At 56.8% G+C, this 17,627-nt stretch carries 16 protein-coding genes, 1 pseudogene and 1 riboswitch; of the genes and pseudogenes, 16 read left to right on the plus strand and 1 reads right to left on the minus strand.

What is annotated here, in order from left to right; genetic code table 11:
* Positions 1-218: 218 nt before the first annotated feature.
* From RB620_RS19360 to RB620_RS19390, 7 genes and pseudogenes are all read left to right on the plus strand, one after another.
* A pseudogene (locus RB620_RS19360) lies at positions 219-644 on the plus strand (NUDIX hydrolase); the annotation flags it as partial.
* 141 nt (positions 645-785) lie between these two features.
* Positions 786-1,121 carry a GNAT family N-acetyltransferase gene (locus RB620_RS19365; protein ID WP_308097277.1) on the plus strand — a complete coding sequence of 112 codons (336 nt, stop codon included), beginning with the start codon at positions 786-788 and terminating at the stop codon, positions 1,119-1,121.
* A 75-nt stretch (positions 1,122-1,196) separates the two neighbouring features.
* On the plus strand, positions 1,197-1,592 hold the full coding sequence (locus RB620_RS19370; RefSeq protein ID WP_308097156.1) for an HIT family protein: 396 nt from the start codon (positions 1,197-1,199) through the stop codon (positions 1,590-1,592).
* Positions 1,593-1,646: 54 nt separating this feature from the next.
* Complete coding sequence (locus tag RB620_RS19375) at positions 1,647-2,291, plus strand: hypothetical protein (RefSeq protein ID WP_308097157.1); 645 nt, start codon at positions 1,647-1,649, stop codon at positions 2,289-2,291.
* A gap of 74 nt (positions 2,292-2,365) precedes the next feature.
* Positions 2,366-4,441: a transglycosylase domain-containing protein gene (locus tag RB620_RS19380; RefSeq protein ID WP_308097159.1), complete on the plus strand. Its 2,076-nt coding sequence runs from the start codon at positions 2,366-2,368 to the stop codon at positions 4,439-4,441.
* A 180-nt stretch (positions 4,442-4,621) separates the two neighbouring features.
* Positions 4,622-6,901 carry a heavy metal translocating P-type ATPase gene (locus tag RB620_RS19385; RefSeq protein ID WP_308097161.1) on the plus strand — a complete coding sequence of 760 codons (2,280 nt, stop codon included), beginning with the start codon at positions 4,622-4,624 and terminating at the stop codon, positions 6,899-6,901.
* Positions 6,898-7,590 (plus strand): sulfite exporter TauE/SafE family protein, encoded by a 693-nt coding sequence (locus RB620_RS19390; protein WP_308097163.1) that lies wholly within the window; start codon positions 6,898-6,900, stop codon positions 7,588-7,590. Before RB620_RS19385 ends, RB620_RS19390 begins: the two co-directional genes overlap by 4 nt.
* A gap of 15 nt (positions 7,591-7,605) precedes the next feature.
* On the opposite strand, the gene RB620_RS19395 is transcribed toward RB620_RS19390, so the two are convergent.
* Complete coding sequence (locus RB620_RS19395; RefSeq protein WP_308097165.1) at positions 7,606-8,079, minus strand: hypothetical protein; 474 nt, start codon at positions 8,077-8,079, stop codon at positions 7,606-7,608.
* A 180-nt stretch (positions 8,080-8,259) separates the two neighbouring features.
* A riboswitch (cobalamin riboswitch) is annotated at positions 8,260-8,508 on the plus strand.
* A 159-nt stretch (positions 8,509-8,667) separates the two neighbouring features.
* On the opposite strand from RB620_RS19395, the gene RB620_RS19400 reads away from it, so the two are divergent.
* The 9 genes from RB620_RS19400 to RB620_RS19440 all read left to right on the plus strand — a co-directional run bounded on the left by RB620_RS19400 (position 8,668) and on the right by RB620_RS19440 (position 17,459).
* Positions 8,668-9,666 carry a helical backbone metal receptor gene (locus tag RB620_RS19400; RefSeq protein ID WP_308097167.1) on the plus strand — a complete coding sequence of 333 codons (999 nt, stop codon included), beginning with the start codon at positions 8,668-8,670 and terminating at the stop codon, positions 9,664-9,666.
* Between the two features lie 6 nt (positions 9,667-9,672).
* A complete protein-coding gene (locus RB620_RS19405) occupies positions 9,673-10,713 on the plus strand; it encodes a FecCD family ABC transporter permease (RefSeq protein WP_308097168.1) in 1,041 nt (346 codons plus the stop codon).
* 1 nt (position 10,714) lies between these two features.
* Complete coding sequence (locus RB620_RS19410) at positions 10,715-11,506, plus strand: ABC transporter ATP-binding protein (protein WP_308097169.1); 792 nt, start codon at positions 10,715-10,717, stop codon at positions 11,504-11,506.
* Between the two features lie 533 nt (positions 11,507-12,039).
* A complete protein-coding gene (cobT, locus tag RB620_RS19415) occupies positions 12,040-13,107 on the plus strand; it encodes a nicotinate-nucleotide--dimethylbenzimidazole phosphoribosyltransferase (protein WP_374121434.1) in 1,068 nt (355 codons plus the stop codon).
* 16 nt (positions 13,108-13,123) lie between these two features.
* Positions 13,124-13,834, plus strand: coding sequence for a bifunctional adenosylcobinamide kinase/adenosylcobinamide-phosphate guanylyltransferase (locus RB620_RS19420; RefSeq protein WP_308097170.1), 711 nt, complete (start codon positions 13,124-13,126; stop codon positions 13,832-13,834).
* Complete coding sequence (gene cbiB / locus RB620_RS19425; RefSeq protein WP_308097171.1) at positions 13,831-14,805, plus strand: adenosylcobinamide-phosphate synthase CbiB; 975 nt, start codon at positions 13,831-13,833, stop codon at positions 14,803-14,805. Before RB620_RS19420 ends, cbiB begins: the two co-directional genes overlap by 4 nt.
* Positions 14,790-15,611 carry an adenosylcobinamide-GDP ribazoletransferase gene (gene cobS / locus RB620_RS19430; protein WP_308097173.1) on the plus strand — a complete coding sequence of 274 codons (822 nt, stop codon included), beginning with the start codon at positions 14,790-14,792 and terminating at the stop codon, positions 15,609-15,611. The genes cbiB and cobS overlap by 16 nt, the downstream gene beginning before the upstream one ends.
* 31 nt (positions 15,612-15,642) lie before the next feature.
* Entirely contained in the window at positions 15,643-16,752 is a 1,110-nt protein-coding gene (gene cobD / locus RB620_RS19435; protein WP_308097174.1) for a threonine-phosphate decarboxylase CobD, read from the plus strand.
* Positions 16,749-17,459: an adenosylcobinamide amidohydrolase gene (locus RB620_RS19440; protein ID WP_308097176.1), complete on the plus strand. Its 711-nt coding sequence runs from the start codon at positions 16,749-16,751 to the stop codon at positions 17,457-17,459. The genes cobD and RB620_RS19440 overlap by 4 nt, the downstream gene beginning before the upstream one ends.
* The last annotated feature ends 168 nt before the right edge of the window (positions 17,460-17,627 follow it).

Here is a 17,627-nt window from a genome sequence, read left to right on the forward strand (position 1 = left end):
TGCATAGTAACAGCTCCTTTTGCTATGTAGCTCTGAAAATGGTTGTGTTCTTACTTCCCATTTTTAACCTACGACGTGAAGCACATACGGGGCTGTTTTTACGTTCATCATAGCTAGATTATCGAATAGGGAAAATGTTACAATTTAATAGGGTCGATTTGTTAACGAAAGGGCATCGACTGAGATATTGATCTGATCTGGCTATTGGAGGCGTCGTCATGGGATATATCATGGATTTGCGCAAGCTTGTGGGCACAAGGCCGCTAATTATGGCCGGTTCATGCGTGCTGGTGTTTAATGACGAGGGCCGCTTGCTCCTTCAGCGGAGAACGGACAGCGGGGATTGGGGAACGATCGGCGGCTCGATGGAACCTGGGGAGTCGTTCGAGGAAACTGCGGCAAGGGAGCTTCTGGAAGAGGCGGGGCTGGTCGCGCGAACGTGGACGCTGAGGACCGTGTTGTCCGGTCCCGAGCTGTACTACCGATATCCGCACGGAGACGAGATCTATAACGTCATGGCGGTGTTCGAAGCGACGGACACGGAAGGCGATCCTCGCATTCTTGATGACGAAGGTCTGGAGCTTCGTTATTTTTCGCTGGACGAACCCATACCCGATTTGAACCCTCTCTCCGAGTACGTGCTGGGAGCCATGGGATATATCCGCAAACAAATCAAGCCACAGCCGATCGAAGAGCTGACGGTAAGATTGTGCGGGTACGACGACCTGGATCTGCTCGCTCAAATGAACAAGGAGCTGATCTTGGACGAAGGACATGATAACCCGATGGACGATCGGCAGCTCCGAGATCGAATGAATGCTTTTATCGAGTCCGAATATAGGGCATATGTGTTCGAGGTTGGGAAAGCAGTTGTTGGTTACGCACTCGTGAATCATGCCCGTACGCCACTCTACTTGAGGCAGTTCTATATCGGGAGAGAGCATAGGAGACAAGGTTGCGGGAGAGAAGCCTTTCATCAGCTAAGGGCAACGCTTGGCGCCACGGACCTCGATTTGGAAGTGCTGGTCAGCAATGAAAGGGGACGAAGATTCTGGCGTTCGCTCGGATTTCGTGAGAGAAGCCTTTATATGAGAATTTCGGACGCGTGCGCAAAATCGTAAGAGTGCGAGAAAATTTTTGTTATTATGAACGAAAAAATATAAAAGCGACACTCATACATTAAGGTGGTTGTCTGAATGAAGGAATGTCCTTTTTGCAATCTTGATTTAGTAGAACAACAACAAGTGATCATTCAAAATGAATATTGTATTTTTCTACAAACTCCACAGGAAGTATTAATCGCTTCAGGACTTATAGTTCCAATTAAACATCGTGAAACCGTATTTGACTTAACGGAAGAAGAATGGTCTGCAACCTATTCATTATTACGAGAAGTAAAATCGATCTTGGATGAAAAACACCAGCCTAATGGATATAACATTGGTTGGAACTGTCACGCTGTTGGAGGTCAGCATATCATGCATTCACACCTACATGTTATTCCTCGATTTAGTGACGAACCCTATGCCGGCAAAGGGATCAGACACTGGCTGAAAAGCATAGATAACAAGCGAAATACATCTGCCAGTTGAGTAATTGAACCCAGATGTTTTCAAGTCGATGTGCTAGATAGGGGGAAAGGATAGATGACGAAGAAATTATCATCACTGTTATGGCTGTTCATCCTCTGTATGCTTGCTGCTTGCAGTAAACCTTATGGACATTACGAGGATGATAAAATGATCGGTACGGTCTTACGGGTGGAGCCCGACAACCATTTGCTCGAAGTCGATATTTCTGAATGGCACAAACGAGATCTGAGAGGAGGCATTGATGACTACGGCATGTCCGTAACCGTTGAAAATACGGATGAAATGGTTTTTAAGAAAGAAGACGGCACTTTAACCGATGCCCAGCATATCAAGATCGGACAAAAAGTGTTGGTTAAACCGCCAATGGATCAGAAGGACGGTGATTACAAAGCCGAAGAGATAATCGTGCTGGAAATGACCTATAAGGAGAAATATAAGCAATTATTGTCCAATCATAAAGATCTTTATCGTATAACCGTGTTTACAAAAGAAGATCCCTTGCCGCAAGAAACAGAAAAGAAATTAATGGATCTGCTCTCTAAAAGTACGTTAGGTATCGGATCGTATCCTGAAAATTACATTGTGGATTATGAAAAGGAACTGGATATCGAACAGTACTCTGTTTTTCTTGTTTTTGATCATAAAGGGTTCGTCTTCAAATCGTATGATGTAGAGGAAGTGGAGGCGTTTATTGATTAACGTCGACCAAACGACTTAAACCGGCATCAGCTTCCGAATGTTTTAGGAATAAGCAACTCGGGAGGATTTCGGTGATGAACACTGCAACAAGACAAAACAAGAAGAGACGCAGCGAATCTTGGAGAAAGATACTGATTATACTTGGGGCGCTATTCCTACTGCTTGCGGTATCGGGCTGGCTAGGACTTCGAATGATGGTAGCGGCTCAGGATGTTACAAGACTGGATCGTCCGCTTCCTGCGGAAACAATCCTTTTTGACGAGAATGGCCATGAAGCGGTGACGATTTCGTTAAACGAAATTGAACCGATCACCTTCGATCAAATTCCGAAAACTATGATCGATGCGATAATTGCGGTTGAGGACCGTCGATTTTACGAGCATAGAGGGACGGATATCTGGGGAATCGGCCGGGCGTTGCTGCAGAATGTGACGTCGGGACGAACGGTTCAAGGCGGCAGCACCATTACGCAGCAACTTGCGAAAAATGTATTTCTGTCTCACGAGAGATCATGGAGCCGGAAATGGAATGAAGCGCTGCTTGCCAAAAAAATCGAGGAGCGTTACAGCAAAGACGAAATCATCACGATGTATCTCAATCAGATCTATTTTGGCGAAGGCGCTTGGGGAATTAAACGGGCGGCGGAAGTGTATTATGGAAAACCGGTTGAACAATTAACGCCGGCCGAATCGGCATTATTGGCGGGTCTCGTAAAAGCTCCTTCCGTGCTGTCCCCCTATAAGCGGCCAGAGCAAGCGGTTGAGCGGCGGAATGTCGTGCTCTCGTTAATGAGAGATCAGGGATTAATAGAGCAAGAGGCATACGATCTTGCCTTACAGGAGTCTCCGAAACTCCGGGAGTCCAAACCTGACCGCGCGGAAGCTATTCATTTTCCATATTATACGGATCAGGTCATTCGGGAAGCGGTGAACTTGTACGGACTAACGGAGAACGACGTGCTGCACGGAGGCCTTCGCATCTACACGACGCTTAATCCCGATATGCAAAAGGCGGCAGAACAACTATTCCAAGAGGATGCCTTATTCCCCGAAAGCATGGGCGATCAGCTCATTCAGGCCGGCACGGTTCTGGTCGACCCGCGTAATGGCGGAATTAAGGCGCTAGTCGGCGGAAGAGGGAAACAACCGTTCCGAGGCTTTAACCGTGCCGTCCAATTAAAGCGGCAGCCAGGCTCAACGATGAAGCCAATTGCGGTCTATACACCGGCTCTAGAGAATGAGTTCAAGCCGGACAGCCGTATTATCGACGAGCCGGTTCGATTCGGAAGTTACGAGCCGAACAACGTGGACCATACGTTTCACGGCAATGTGTCGCTTTATGAAGCGCTGATTCATTCTTATAATATCCCTGCCGTTAAGCTGCTGAATGAGATCGGGATTGATCAGGGAATGGATGCGTCTTCCAGATTCGGCATACCGCTAAAGGCGGAGGATCGAACGCTTGGGCTGGCATTAGGAGGCACGAATACCGGCGTATCGCCTCTCCAGATGGCTGAAGCATACGGAGCATTCGCAAACGACGGGATCCGTATGGACAGTCATGCTATCGTCCGAATTGAGTCAGCCGATGGAACGGTCCTTGCATCTCGCCAGGAGGAGCAAGGAAATCGAGTCACCACATCCGAAAATGCTCGCATGATGTCTGCCATGCTTCAGGGCGTAGTCGAGAGCGGAAGCGGTAAAGCGGCTGCGATAGAGGGGAGAGATGTGGCAGGGAAAACTGGCACGACCCAGATGCCTGGCGTTAGCGGATATGGGGCGATGGACAATTGGTTTGTCGGCTACACGCCTCAGCTTGTGGGGGCCGTCTGGCTTGGCTACGATAATCCGGATGAAAGCAATTATTTGACAAGCTCCTCCTATGCGGCTGCCGCCGTCTTCAAGGAGCTTATGAGCAACGCCTTGCACGGTCAACCATCCATTCCGTTCCCTGTCGTGAAAGGGATGAATACCCGCAAAGATCAAAATGAGGAAGATTCTGAGCGCAAAGGCAACAAGGAGAAAAATCGAAAGAAAGAAAAAGAAGAGAAAAAAAGAAACAAAGAGAAAGAGGATGAACGTCATAATAAGGAAAGGGGAAGAGATAGGGATGACGAAGAGGATGATGAGGACGATGAAGACAACGATTAGAATGAACCTGAATGTATAAAGAACATAAGGAATAATCGTCCCTAATAGTTCCTCTTGGAAGGTGGGAGCATGCAATCCCGAAACCCCGCATATAGTGTAGGGCAGAGGTACGGGCCTGCTGCGGCGCCGCAAGGCTGCCGCTTCGGGCTGGCGGTTCTCCGGATCGGGAGGCGATGGGGGATGAAGAGAGGCTCAGCTTTCGGACAAGCCGGTCGCGGCGGCGCCGTGACGGAGCTGGATTTTACGATTCAAGGCATGAGCTGCTCGGCTTGCGCGGCGCGGATTGAACGCGTCGTCGGGCGGATGGACGGCGTGCGCGAAGCCGCGGTCAGCTTCCCGCTGCGAACGGCGTGGGTGCAGTTGGAGGCAGGCGCGGCTACGCGCGAGGAAGTCGCGGACAAAATCAAGCAGCTCGGCTTCACGGCCATGACGACGGAATCCGCCGGGCAAGGGCTGCGCAAGGAACGGAAAGCGCTCCTCATCCGGCTCATCGCGTCCCTGATCATGACGCTGCCGCTGCTCGCCACGATGCTCCAGCATATCCCGCTGCTGCAGCCATTGATGGCGTTGCTGCCTGCATGGATCTTTCTGCCTTGGCTGCAGCTGTTCCTCGCGACGGTTATTCAATTCGTCATCGGCATGCCGTTCTATTTCGGCGCCTATTACGCCATCCGCCAGCGCAGCGCCAATATGGACGTGCTTGTCGCGCTTGGTACGACGGCCGCCTATCTCTATAGCCACTACGTGGTGTTCTCCGAAGGCTTCATTCATTCGGCGGATTGGCCGCAGCACGCAGCTCCGCTTTATTTCGAGACGTCTGCGGTCGTGATGACGGCTGTGCTCCTCGGCAAATTCATCGAGACGAATGCTTCGCTTCGCACGCACGACGAGTCGCTCGGCTTCGGCAAGCTGCAGAGCGGCACTGCAACCGTCGAACGGGAAGGCGAGTTGACCGAGCTTAAGACGGAGTTCGTCCGGGAAGGAGATGTTGTCGTCGTGCAAGGCGGCGAAATGATTCCCGTGGACGGTACCGTCCAGTCCGGCGAGTCCCATGTGGACGAATCGCTGCTCACCGGAGAGAGTTTAGGCGCGGCAAAGCTTGCAGGCGACCTGGTATGGGCCGGGACGTTAAACATCTACGGCACACTCCGAATCGAGACGAAAGCGGCGGGCCACGACACGATGCTGAACCGGATCGCGGACCTCGTCAAACAAGGGCAACGCTCCAAGTCGACGATCCAGTCCCAGGTCGACGCGGCCGCCGGCTGGTTCGTGCCCATGATGCTGCTGATCGCGGCCGGCTCCTTCCTCGCTTGGGGGCTTTGGCTGGCTCCCGGCGATTGGGGGCAGGCAACCGTATGCGCGCTCGCCGTCCTGCTCGCGGCATGCCCATGCGCGCTTGGGCTTGCCGCGCCTATCTCGCTCGCCATTGCCTCCGGCAGGCTGGCGAAACGGGGCATTATTGCGAAGGAGGCAAGCGTGCTCGAGCGTCTCGCCGCGATTCGCACGATTGTGCTGGACAAAACGGGCACGTTGACCGAAGGGAAACCGAAGGTCAGCCATTTGCAGACTTTCTCGCTCGGGCAAACGGCGTTCCTGCGCATCGTGGCCGCGCTGGAAGCGGAGTCGTCGCATCCGCTTGCCGAGGCGATTCGCGAAGAGGCCCGGCGGCTGGGCATGACGGTGACGGACGCGGAAGCGATCGTCATAACGGCGGGAGGCGGCGTCCAGGGGCGGATTAGGGGCGTGAATTATTCGTTGGGCAATCTGCGTTTTATCGAACGTCAAGGCTTCAGCGTCGGCCCTTGGGCATCGCAAGCCGCCAAGCTGCGGGAAAAGCTGGGGGAGACGGTGTTATATGCGACGCAGGAGGGGGAATGCATCGGCATCGTCAGCTTCGCGGACCGGCTGAAGGCGGATGCGGCACGCACGGTCATCTCGCTGCGCAAGCTCGGCATTGCGCCGATCGTCGCGACGGGGGATCACGAGTCGCCGGCAAGGGCGGCGGCCGGAGCGATCGGCATCCGCGACGTGCACGCGTCGATGCTGCCGGAAGGCAAGCTGACGCTCGTGGAATCGTTGAAGCGGCGCGGCGGCCGGGTAGCTGTGGCGGGAGACGGCTGGAATGACGCGCCCGCGCTTGCCGCAGCGGACGTCGGGATCGCGATGGGGAGCGGGACGGAAGCGGCGCTCGCCGCCGGCCATCTGACGCTGCTATTCTCGCGGCTGCCCGCTATTCCCGAGGCGGTGCGCATCAGCCGGCAGACGATCCGCAACATTCGGCAAAATCTGGCGTTTGCTTTCCTCTATAACGCGGTTATCATTCCGTTCGCTGCGGCAGGTTTGCTGGAGCCTTGGATGGCGGGAACGGCGATGGCCCTAAGCTCCGTATCTGTCGTGGGCAACGCTCTCCGGCTGAATACGAGACTGCGCTCGGTGGAAGACGGAGCACCGCGATGACGCTCACGTGGAACGCCATCGGCTTGATTTTACTGACCGGCTTATTTAGCGCCCCCCATTGCATCGGCATGTGCGGGGGCATCGTTTCGACGGTGTCGCTGCAAGCCGGCATGCCCGCATCGAGGTCGATGCTGCTCTATAACGGCGGCCGCATCGTCTCCTATACGGCGATGGGGGCGATGATGGGCGCCGTCGGTTCGTTCGTCGATGTCGCGGGGCGGCTGGCGGGTGTTCGCGGTCTTGCATCCATCATTGGAGGAATTTTCGTTCTTTTATGGCTGTGGCGCCGGTTCCAGCTTCCGTTCATGGGCAGGCTGTCAGGGATGCTGCATCGCAATCTGGTCGACGGCACGGGGAAGGTGCCTTCGGACAAACGAGCGGCGCTCCACGTGCTTGCCACCGGCCTCGCGTTTGGCTTCCTCCCCTGCGGATTGACGTACGCCATGGGGATGAACGCGGCATCGACCGGATCCGCGCTGGAAGGCGCGGCGACGATGGCGTTGTTCGGCCTAGCCACGTTCCCCGCGCTGGCGGCGGCGGCTTCCATCGCTGCGTTCGCGAATCGCCGCTGGCGAAGGTTCATGCGCAAGGCGGGCGTCGTTACGGCGATGGCCGTCGGTATCCTATCCATTCTCCGCGGCTTGGCCGTGAACGGACTGATCCCTTCCGTCTCGCCCTGGTTGTGGTGAATCGACCCTGACACGTCAATAGACGGCCTTAAGCGTACGGTCGACCGTGAAGCTCTCACCGCTAGCCGTCCGCATCGTGGCGGTCGCACGCCAGAGGCCCGGCATGAGCGGCACGCCGCTGCCCTCGTAGACGCCGGGGCTCGTTTCACGTAGTTCGAATACATAATCTCCGCACACCATGTCGAGCATTTCCATCTTGACGTCGATCATCGCGCCTTCCACCAGGTTGCCCGATGCGTCTTGTAGGCGAAGCGTAAACGGATTGTTTTTCAGAACGGCTGCGGGGTATTGCGCGATGGTCCATTGAATGGCGATGCCGTCCTGTCGATGTTCGGTCGCGGCGGGATCCGCCGCAGAAGCCGGCGCCGTACGGAGCGTCCAGAACAAAGCTAGCCCGATCGCGGCTAGGACGAGTGCCCAAACGAGATAATGGGACTTTCGCGCAGGCCGATTGGCCAGGGATGCTGTGGGAATGTCCATGCCTGCCATCAGGCGACCTCCTTTTGATTGGGAACGGAACTATGGTACGTATGGCGGTCTTTCCTATTACTTGTATGTCGGGACGCGCCGAACATATACATGAGCGCGGAGTACGCGAATCCATACCTTTTGGCTAGGAATAGATAGACAAATAGGGATGACAAGTGTATAGTAACTACTGACCAAGTTGAATAGGATACGAAATAGGTGTCTAGACGAGCTAGCGGAGCGACGGCAACACGCTTCGAACTCATCGAGACTTAATAGGGAAGCCGGTTCAAATCCGGCGCGGACCCGCCACTGTAAGGAAGGGAATCCCAAGGCAGTCATGCCGACGGAGACCTAAGCTGCGGCATGACGTCACTGAACGAGCACGTTCGGGAAGACGCCGCCAGCGACATTCCGAGCCAGGATACCTGCCTGTTTCCATAACGCCGTAACCTACGCGGAATTAGGTTGGTGTTGGAAGAGGCCTGCTTCCTGCCATTGGCAGGTTCCCGCAAGCATTTCCGGCACGTTCGCCGGAAGTGCTTTTTTTATTGCCTAACATTGTGTACTAGTCTTAAGGTCCAAGACGATAAGGGGAGTGGAGAAAAAATGAAAACAAGGAACAAATGGAGCATGAAGCCGTTACTCGGCATGCTGATGGTGGTCCTCATGCTCGCGCTCGCGGCATGCTCTGGCAACAACGGCAACTCTGAGGTCCAGAGTACGAATGCGGCTGGCGAGCCTACCGCGACGGTGCAGCCGGAGTCGACCGAATCGGCATCCTCCGAAACAACGTATCCGTTAACCGTCGTCGACGCGACTGGAACGGAGCTTGTGCTGGAACAAGCGCCGACTGCGGTCGTTTCTTTGGCGCCAAGCGAAACCGAAACGATCTACGCGATCGGGGCAGGCGATGTTGTCGTTGGCGTAGACGATTTCAGTAACTACCCTCCGGAAGCGGCGCAGGTTGCCAAGGTCGGCGACATGACGACGAACATCGAAGCGGTGGCGGCGCTTAATCCGGATTTGGTGCTCGCCTCCTCGACGATGAACGCGGATGCGGTCACGAAGCTTCGCGAGCTTGGCATTCCCGTCTATGCGACGGATCCCAAATCGTACGACGAAGTAGTTGCCAAAGTCGAGGAACTCGGTAAAATGATGAATAGGAGCGAAGACGCGGCCAAAACCGCGGGCCAGATGCGCGATACGCTGGCGCTAGTCACCGAAGCCGTAAAGGATGCCGAGAAGAAGAAGGTTTACCTCGAGTTCTCGCCGGGCTGGACGGTCGGCTCCGGAGAGTTCCTTGACGAGCTGATCACGCTTGCAGGCGGCACGAACATTTCGGCATCGATGCCGGGCTGGTTCGAAGTGAACGCCGAGGAAGTCATCAAGCAGAACCCGCAGCTTATCATTTATCCGGAAATGGGAGAGGAGAAAAGCTCGATCGTCGCGGGCATCGAAGCGCGTCCTGGCTGGGAAGCGATCGACGCAGTGAAGAACAAGGCCATGATCGCCGTGACGAACGATCCGCTCGTCCGCGTAGGTCCGCGCCTTGCCGACGGATTGCTGGAGCTGGCGAAAGCCATTCATCCCGAGCTTGTCAAATAATCGTACATGAATAAAAGATTCGCAAGTTACGGAGGAGCAGCTATGCTCCTTCTTGCTGTTTCTATTACCGCAAGCCTGTCGATCGGCTCGGCCGGCTTGTCGTTAAGCGACGTATGGGGGATCCTGCTGCATCAGCTTCCTTGGTTCGGCGGCGACGGCGACGGTTCTTGGACGCCAGGCGAGGTGGCGATCGTCACGCAGGTAAGGCTGTCGCGCGTGCTGCTCGCCGTGCTGGTGGGCGCCTGCCTCGCGCTTGCGGGAACGGGCTTCCAAGGCGTGCTGCGCAATCCGCTTGCGGATCCGTACACGCTGGGCGTCGCCTCCGGCAGCTCTGTCGGCGCGGCGTTCCTCATCTTGTTCGGGCTGCAGCTCGCGATCGGCATCTGGACGATTCCGATCGTCGCGTTCCTGACGGGTATCGTCACGTTGCTCGGGGTCATCGCGTTGTCCCGTTCGAGAGGCGTCATGCATATCCAGACGTTGATCTTGTCCGGCGTTATCATTCAATCCTTCCTCGGCGCGTTCGTCTCGCTGATGGTTTCGATGTCGGAGGGCGTCATCAACCAGATCCTGTTCTGGATCATGGGCTCGCTCGCCTTGCGGGGATGGGAGCATGTGACGATGCTGCTTCCGTTCCTGTCGATCGGTCTATTCGTCATGCTTGCCTACAGCCAGACATTAAATTTGTTCGTGCTCGGCGAGCGCCATGCTGCGCATCTAGGCGTAAGGGTGGAGCGGACGAAGATGATCGTGCTGATCGCCTCCACGCTGCTCACCGCCGCCGCCGTGTCCGTCTCCGGCGTCATTGGCTTCGTCGGCCTTGTCGTCCCGCATATGATCCGGCTGATCGTCGGTCCGGATTACCGTTTTATCGCGCCGTTATCCGCCATTGGCGGCGGGATCTTCCTGCTGTGGGCGGACACGATCGCGCGGACGCTGCTTAGTCCCAAGGAGCTGCCGCTTGGCGTGGTGACGGCATTAATCGGTGCGCCGTTCTTCGCGTATTTGCTCCATCGCCGCATGAAGGACGAAAGGGGAGAGGCTTGATATGGCGCTGACACTGGAGCTTCAAGACGTATCCCGCTCGATTCACGGCGCGCAGGTGTTGAAATCGATCGATGTAAGCTTTGAACCCGGCCGCTTCTACGGGATCATCGGGCCGAACGGCGTCGGCAAGTCGACTTTGCTCGGACTGCTGGCCGGTCTCGAGAAACCCGACTGGGGAACGGTGACGCTCGGGGACCGCGAGCTGTCCGCGATTCCTCGCAAGGAGCTGGCGCGCCAAGTTGCCGTGCTTCAGCAAGGCGGCCTTGCGCCTGTCGCTTTCACGGTACGGGAGATCGTCCGGATGGGTCGATTCCCGTATCAAAGCTGGCTTGGCGCCGAGCCGTCGGATCCAGAGCCGCTCATCGACGAGGCGCTGGAGGCGATGGGTCTTACGCGGCTGCAGCATAGGCGGCTGCATCAGCTGAGCGGCGGCGAACGCCAGCGCGTCGCCTTGGCCAAGCTGATGGTTCAGCAGCCGACCATTCTTCTGCTCGACGAGCCGACGACTTATCTGGATATCGGCTACCAGATCCAATTGCTGGACAAAGTCCGCTCGTGGCAGCGTGAGGAAGGACTGCTCGTCGTCGCCGTGCTTCACGACCTGAATCTGGCAGCCATGTATTGCGACGAGTTGATCGCGCTCCATCAAGGCAAGGTGCTTGCGAATGGCAAGCCGTCGGATGTAATAGAGCCCGCAACCATCGAACGGATGTACGAGACGCGCGCGACGATCATTCGCCACCCCGGGAGCGGCGTTCCGCAGGTCATTCTTGAGCCGGGCGCGAGCCGATAAAGGACGCGTTGGAGTATTCGGTCATGCACGCAGGTGTGTCGCAAACGAATCGTCTGCAATCAAACTCTAACGGTCCATGGCGCCGCTATTTAAGATAAAATTGAGTATTTCAAAACGTAACGGACCAGAGAGACGTTATTAGCCTGTTCGAGGCCTCAAACCCGCTTCAAACAGTGAAATAACGTCATCTGGGTCCGTTACATTTCAAAAAAGCCTCTTTCGAAGCGAATAGCGTCGCCTCAGTCCGTTAGCGGCAGTTATGTCCGTCAACCGCGGGGAGGTTAACGAGGTTAACTAAATTAGCGGCAGTCAGGCCCGAACATTCTGTTCCAATAGCGAGACGACAACCCGAATGGCAAGCTAGGGGCGGTTTGTTCGAAACGAAGTACGACACGCCATTCCGTTAGCGTCACCCCATTCCGTTAGCGGCAGTCAGGTACGTTAGACGACGGAAGGTTAATGAGGTTAACTAAACATATGTTTACATAATTATAGTTATGTATATCAATTCAATCACTTAGGAGGCATCGACCATGAACCTTTCGGAGATGGAACAACAACTCTTGTCCCGCATTGCGAGCATTCCTGCATACGACACGGAAGCCGCCGAACAGGCGGCGCGCCATTCTGATCAGCTGACGAAGCCGCCCGGCAGCCTAGGCAAGCTGGAGGAGATGGCATGCCGGCTCGCCGGCATCGGAGGTAAGTTGTGGCCGGATCTGTCGCGTCGGGCGGTCATCGTCATGGCGGGCGATCATGGCGTATGCGAGGAGGGCGTCAGCGCGTTTCCATCGGCGGTCACGCCCCAGATGGTGATGAACTTCCTAAGCGGGGGCGCAGCCGTGAACGTGTTGGCCCGCCAAGCGAATGCCGACGTCGTCTGCGTGGACATCGGAGTAGCGTCGGAGCTGTCGCATCCGGAGCTGGTTAGCCGAAAAGTTGTATATGGCACGGCAAACATGGCGATCGGCCCTGCGATGAGCCGGCAAGAAGTGCTTGAGGCTGTTCTAACGGGGATCGATATCGTAGACGAACAGGTGAAGCGTGGCGTAAGTCTGTTCGCGACCGGCGAGATGGGAATCGGCAATACGACCGCAAGCGCGGCGATTGCCGCCGTGTTAGGAGGGCTGTCGCCGGACGCTGCCGTTGGGAGAGGGACGGGCATCGGCGACGATAAGCTTGCGCACAAGATCGATGTCGTCCGCAGGGCAATCGACGTAAACCGGCCCGATCCGGGCGATCCGCTCGAAGTGCTCGCCAAAGTCGGCGGCGCCGAGATCGCGGGACTTGTTGGCGTCATCATCGGCGCCGCGGCGAATCGTTGTCCGGTCGTGATCGACGGTTACATTTCGTCGGCTGCAGCCTTGGTTGCGTCACGGTTAGCTGCAGACTCGCTGCCTTACATGATCGCATCCCATCTCTCCCATGAGCAAGGGCACGGACGGCTGCTCCAAGCGATCGGCTTATCGCCGCTTATCCATCTGGAGATGAGACTTGGGGAAGGCACGGGAGCCGTTCTTTGCTTCCATCTGATCGACGCCGCGCTTCGTCTCATGCAAGAGATGGCCACTTTCGATAGCGCAGGCGTATCCAAAGCGTAAAGAGGAGGTAGCGAGTATGGCCATTCTGATTACGGGCGGCGCTCGCAGCGGCAAAAGCGCCTTCGCGGAGCGGTATGCGCGCTCTCAAAGCGCCGTAGGCATCTATATCGCGACCGGCCAGCCTTTCGACGACGAAATGGAAGCAAGGATCGAGAAACACCGGGACGATCGCGACCGGCAGGAAGGCATGACGTGGATAACGGTGGAGGAGCCGTTCGCTTTGGCGGAATGGCTGAACGGCCATGCCGAGGCGATCCTGTCGGAAAATCCGGGCGTTGACCAATCCTTATCGGCCGGAGGCGGTCAGGCAGGTCTGTCGGGGGAAGGTCATTCCCGGCCTGTCGCTTTCGGCAAGTGGTCAAGTTCCAAGAATACCGACTCACCGTCTCGCCAATTCGCCGAATCCCCCGTCGTACTTGTCGATTGTTTGACGTTGTGGCTGACGAATTGGCTGCTTCGCAAGGAAGAGGACCCAAGCACGGACTTGCGCGCGGAGATGGATCGGCTGGTGGACTCCATCGCTCGATTCCCGTTCCCTCTGCTCATCGTCACGAACGAGGTCGGCGACGGCATCGTGCCGAGTTATCCGCTCGGCAGGCGGTTCCGAGATGAAGCAGGGTGGCTCAATCAGCGAGTGGCAGCCGCATGCGAATGCGTCTTCCTCGTTACGTCGGGCATACCGGTTGATTTGCGCGCCATTGCGTTCCGATTCGAGGATGGGCGATGATCTATAGCTTCCAGGAGCTGCTTCTTCTATCGGCAGCCGCCATCGTCATCGATTGGGTCGTCGGCGATCCGAAGTGGCCGACGCATCCCGTTATCCTGATAGGGAGATGGATCGGATGGCTGGAGCAGCGACTAATGACGGAAGCGCGTCGCAGCAAGCCGGTTGCGGGGCGGCTGCTCGGAATCGTACTGATGCTTTCGACGCTCTTGCTTAGCTACGGAATCATGTGGGGCATCGTATGGACGGCGGATGCCGTCCATCCCTGGATCGGCTATGCCGTGTCGGCCTGGTTCATCTCGTCGACGATCGCGGTCAAAGGCTTGAAGGACGCGGCGATGCTCGTGTATGAGCCGCTGAAAGCCGGCGATCTCTCGAAAGCCCGCCAGTACGTCGGATATATCGTCGGACGGGATACGTCTGGCTTGAGCGAGCAGGAGGTGATCCGGGCGACGGTGGAGACCGTCTCGGAGAATACGGTCGACGCCTTCGTATCGCCGATTTTGTACGCGCTAATAGGCGGCGCGCCTCTCGCCATGTTGTACAGGGCGGCGAACACGCTTGATTCGATGGTCGGCTACCGCAACGACAAGTACCGTTATTTCGGCTGGTGTTCGGCGAGGACCGACGATTTGCTCAACTTGATTCCCGCTCGAATCGCAGGGCTTCTGATGGTCGCCGCGGCATGGCTCATTCCGGGCATGAGCGCGGGAAAGGCGTTCAGATCCGTCATCAAGTTTGCGCATAAACATCCGAGCCCGAACAGCGGCATTCCGGAAGCTGCGGCCGCAGGCGCGATGGGCATCGAGCTCGGCGGTCGCAACGTTTATTTCGGCGTCGCCAGCGAACGCGCGCGAATGGGTTATCCGACCCGGCCGATAACAATCGAAGATTCGAAATCGGCAGTCGTTCTTTTGTATACCGTCAGCGTATTAATCGGGACAGGGGTGTTGCTGTTATGGCTCGTCACGTAATAAAGGATCAAGCGCTGGCAGCCGTCGCCGCCGTTCAGTTTCTCACTCGGCTTCCGATGCCGATCGAAGTGCCGTTCGAACGGCGCATGCTCGCACGAAGCGTCGTCTATTTCCCGGTTGCCGGTTTGCTGATCGGCGTCATAGCGGGCGGGGCGGCATGGCTGCTCGGCTACGTGCTGCCGCCTTGGCCAGCCGCCGTTCTGACGCTTGCGATCTGGATCGGGCTGAGCGGCGGGCTCCATATCGACGGATGGATGGATGCGGCGGACGGCGTGCTGAGCAACCGTCCGCGCGAGCGGATGCTGGACATTATGAAGGACAGTCGAGTCGGCGCGATGGGCGTGCTGGCGGCTGTTCTTCTGTTGTTGTTGAAAGCTTCTCTCCTTGCGGAAGTGATCGGAGACGAATCAGCGACGGGAGGGTGGGCGTTTCTGCTTATCGTCATGGCTTCGTGCTTCGGACGCGCCTCGATGGCGATCGCCATTGCCGGCTGGCCTCCGGCAAGGAAGGATGAAGGGTTGGGAAGTATGTTTAACGACGTTAACAAGTTCCAAGCCGCTACAAGCGCGGTTTTAGCGCTCATTATTTCATTAGCGACGTTATTGATTAATGACATGAATTTAGTGTATTCCGTGTCGATTTCGCTCATTGGCTTACTATTAATGTCGTCAACTGTTGCTATGTTGGGAACGTGGTTCTGTCGAAAATTAGGCGGATTAACGGGCGATACGTACGGTGCAATAAATGAAGCGGTCGAAGCGTTGCTGCTGGTTGCTGCCGTGATCGCGATCCATATGTGGAGTTAGTATAGAAATCTTAGAAGGCGAGGGTAACGACATGCTGGAGAGATACGGGCACGGCGGCGATCTGCGAACGGCGGAGGAAGTATTCGGCATGCCTGCCGAATCGTTTGTCGATTTTAGCTCGAATATGAATCCTCTCGGGCCGCCCAAGTCGGTTCGGGACGTGATGGCGCGATATTGGGAGCATATCCAGGCGTATCCCGACCCGGCTTCGCGCGCGTTAAAGGCAAAATTGGCGGAGAGACACCGGATTCCCGAGTCTTCGATCTTGGTCGGCAATGGGGCTGCCGAGCTGATCGATCTCGCGGTGCGGGCAATTCGGCCGCAAGTGACCGCGCTTGCGATGCCTTGTTTCGACGAATACGGGGACGCGGTGCGCAAATGCGGCGGCGAAATTTACGCGATGCCGCTTGACCGCACGGCAAATTTCGAGTTGAGCGAGGACGCGGTGAGGGAAGCTATCGACCAATCGGGCGCGGCGCTTTACGTGCTCGGTTCGCCCAACAACCCGACGGGACGTCTGCTCGATGCCGGCCTCGTGCGCCTCTTGCTCGATAGCGGCGCGCATGTCGTCATCGACGAAGCGTTCCTGGATTTTGTGCCCGAGGAGGAAGAGCTGACGCTTCTTCGAGAAGCGGCTAGCCACGAAAGGCTGATCGTCCTTCGTTCGATGACGAAGTTTTATGCCGTGCCGGGGATTAGGCTCGGTTATGCGGTGGGCAAGTCTTCAACCATCAGCCGGCTGCGGAGGCTGCAGGTGCCTTGGAGCGTTAACTCGTTAGCACAGCAGATCGGGGAGACGGTGCTCATGGATGTGGAATTCGAAGCGGAAACGAAAAGCTGGCTGTTAAGCGAGCGCGAATGGCTCACAGACGGACTTCGGCGGCTAGGCTGCTGCGTCACGCAGAGCGTAACCAACTATCTGCTCGTCCGATTGCCGGAAGGAACGGGCTTAAGCGCCAGCCAACTCCAACTGGAGATGGGACGACGAGGCGTACTCGTGCGCGACGCGTCCCGCTTCCAAGGGCTGGATCATACCTATATACGCGTCGCGGTCAAGCTTCGCGAACATAACCTGAAGCTGCTGGCGGCATTGGCCGATTGTTTCGGCGAACAGTTCGACGGGCACGGCGGATCGCTATGACGCAGCCTTTCCGCAGCGGCATCACGTACTCCTCTCTGGTCTGGCCCGGCCTCGTCTTCGCGTTGGACGAAGACACGCTTCGCGTCCGATTCCCCGAACCGCTGCACGCGCTCAGCAGCGCCATTCTGCCCGGCGGCTTCTCTATCGCCGACGAGCTCGTCAACTGGAAGGTGCCGCTCGATTATGACGGAAGTGATCCGCTGACGGAACTCAAAGCGCGCTGCATGGATTGGGGCTGCGATCCGAGCCGAACCGTCGGGTTCATGACGGCCGCCAAGCTGACCCATGCCTCGCTTGCGGAGCAAGAAGGAGACCGGTTCCGCCTCGTCTGCTGCTCGACCGTCGGTACTCGCAACGCTGCTAGGGCAGGGTATCCGAGAGAAACGTATTCGGCTTACACGCCGGGCACGATCAATATCGCGCTTTTCATCGACGGCCGAATGACGGAATCCGCTATGGTGAATGCCGTCATCACAGCAACGGAGGCGAAAGCGGCCGCGCTGCAGGAGCTTGGCGTCGCGGAACGGGCGAGTGGCCTTATCGCCACGGGAACGACCACCGACGCCGTCGCCGTCTGCGTGAGCCAGCGCTCGGCTTGGAACGACGTGCACGCATACGCCGGCAGCGCGACGTCGATCGGCTGCGCCATTGGCGAAGCCGTCTTCCGTACCGTGAGCGAAGCCGTACGCACGCAAGGCGAAGACTAACGATCGACAAGCTCGGCGATGATTGTAATATCATTATTTTGAAATCAACCTGCAACTTTTCCAAATTTTGAACGTCTTAACGTTAGCGCACCGAGGGCGCAAGCCCGGGTCACCGTTCTCGCGATCCAAGTCCGGAGCCCGCGAGAAGCGCAGGATGAATCGAAAGAG

The organism is Paenibacillus sp. LHD-117 (genome assembly GCF_030929555.1).
Taxonomy (GTDB): domain Bacteria; phylum Bacillota; class Bacilli; order Paenibacillales; family Paenibacillaceae; genus Pristimantibacillus.

Coding starts and splice junctions, on each gene's coding strand:
- RB620_RS19365 (WP_308097277.1), top strand. CDS start 786: ATGGACGATCGGCAGCTCCGAGATCGAATGAATGCTTTTATCGAGTCC.
- RB620_RS19370 (WP_308097156.1), top strand. CDS start 1,197: ATGAAGGAATGTCCTTTTTGCAATCTTGATTTAGTAGAACAACAACAA.
- RB620_RS19375 (WP_308097157.1), top strand. CDS start 1,647: ATGACGAAGAAATTATCATCACTGTTATGGCTGTTCATCCTCTGTATG.
- RB620_RS19380 (WP_308097159.1), top strand. CDS start 2,366: ATGAACACTGCAACAAGACAAAACAAGAAGAGACGCAGCGAATCTTGG.
- RB620_RS19385 (WP_308097161.1), top strand. CDS start 4,622: ATGAAGAGAGGCTCAGCTTTCGGACAAGCCGGTCGCGGCGGCGCCGTG.
- RB620_RS19390 (WP_308097163.1), top strand. CDS start 6,898: ATGACGCTCACGTGGAACGCCATCGGCTTGATTTTACTGACCGGCTTA.
- RB620_RS19395 (WP_308097165.1), bottom strand. CDS start 8,079: ATGGCAGGCATGGACATTCCCACAGCATCCCTGGCCAATCGGCCTGCG.
- RB620_RS19400 (WP_308097167.1), top strand. CDS start 8,668: ATGAAAACAAGGAACAAATGGAGCATGAAGCCGTTACTCGGCATGCTG.
- RB620_RS19405 (WP_308097168.1), top strand. CDS start 9,673: ATGAATAAAAGATTCGCAAGTTACGGAGGAGCAGCTATGCTCCTTCTT.
- RB620_RS19410 (WP_308097169.1), top strand. CDS start 10,715: ATGGCGCTGACACTGGAGCTTCAAGACGTATCCCGCTCGATTCACGGC.
- cobT (WP_374121434.1), top strand. CDS start 12,040: ATGAACCTTTCGGAGATGGAACAACAACTCTTGTCCCGCATTGCGAGC.
- RB620_RS19420 (WP_308097170.1), top strand. CDS start 13,124: ATGGCCATTCTGATTACGGGCGGCGCTCGCAGCGGCAAAAGCGCCTTC.
- cbiB (WP_308097171.1), top strand. CDS start 13,831: ATGATCTATAGCTTCCAGGAGCTGCTTCTTCTATCGGCAGCCGCCATC.
- cobS (WP_308097173.1), top strand. CDS start 14,790: ATGGCTCGTCACGTAATAAAGGATCAAGCGCTGGCAGCCGTCGCCGCC.
- cobD (WP_308097174.1), top strand. CDS start 15,643: ATGCTGGAGAGATACGGGCACGGCGGCGATCTGCGAACGGCGGAGGAA.
- RB620_RS19440 (WP_308097176.1), top strand. CDS start 16,749: ATGACGCAGCCTTTCCGCAGCGGCATCACGTACTCCTCTCTGGTCTGG.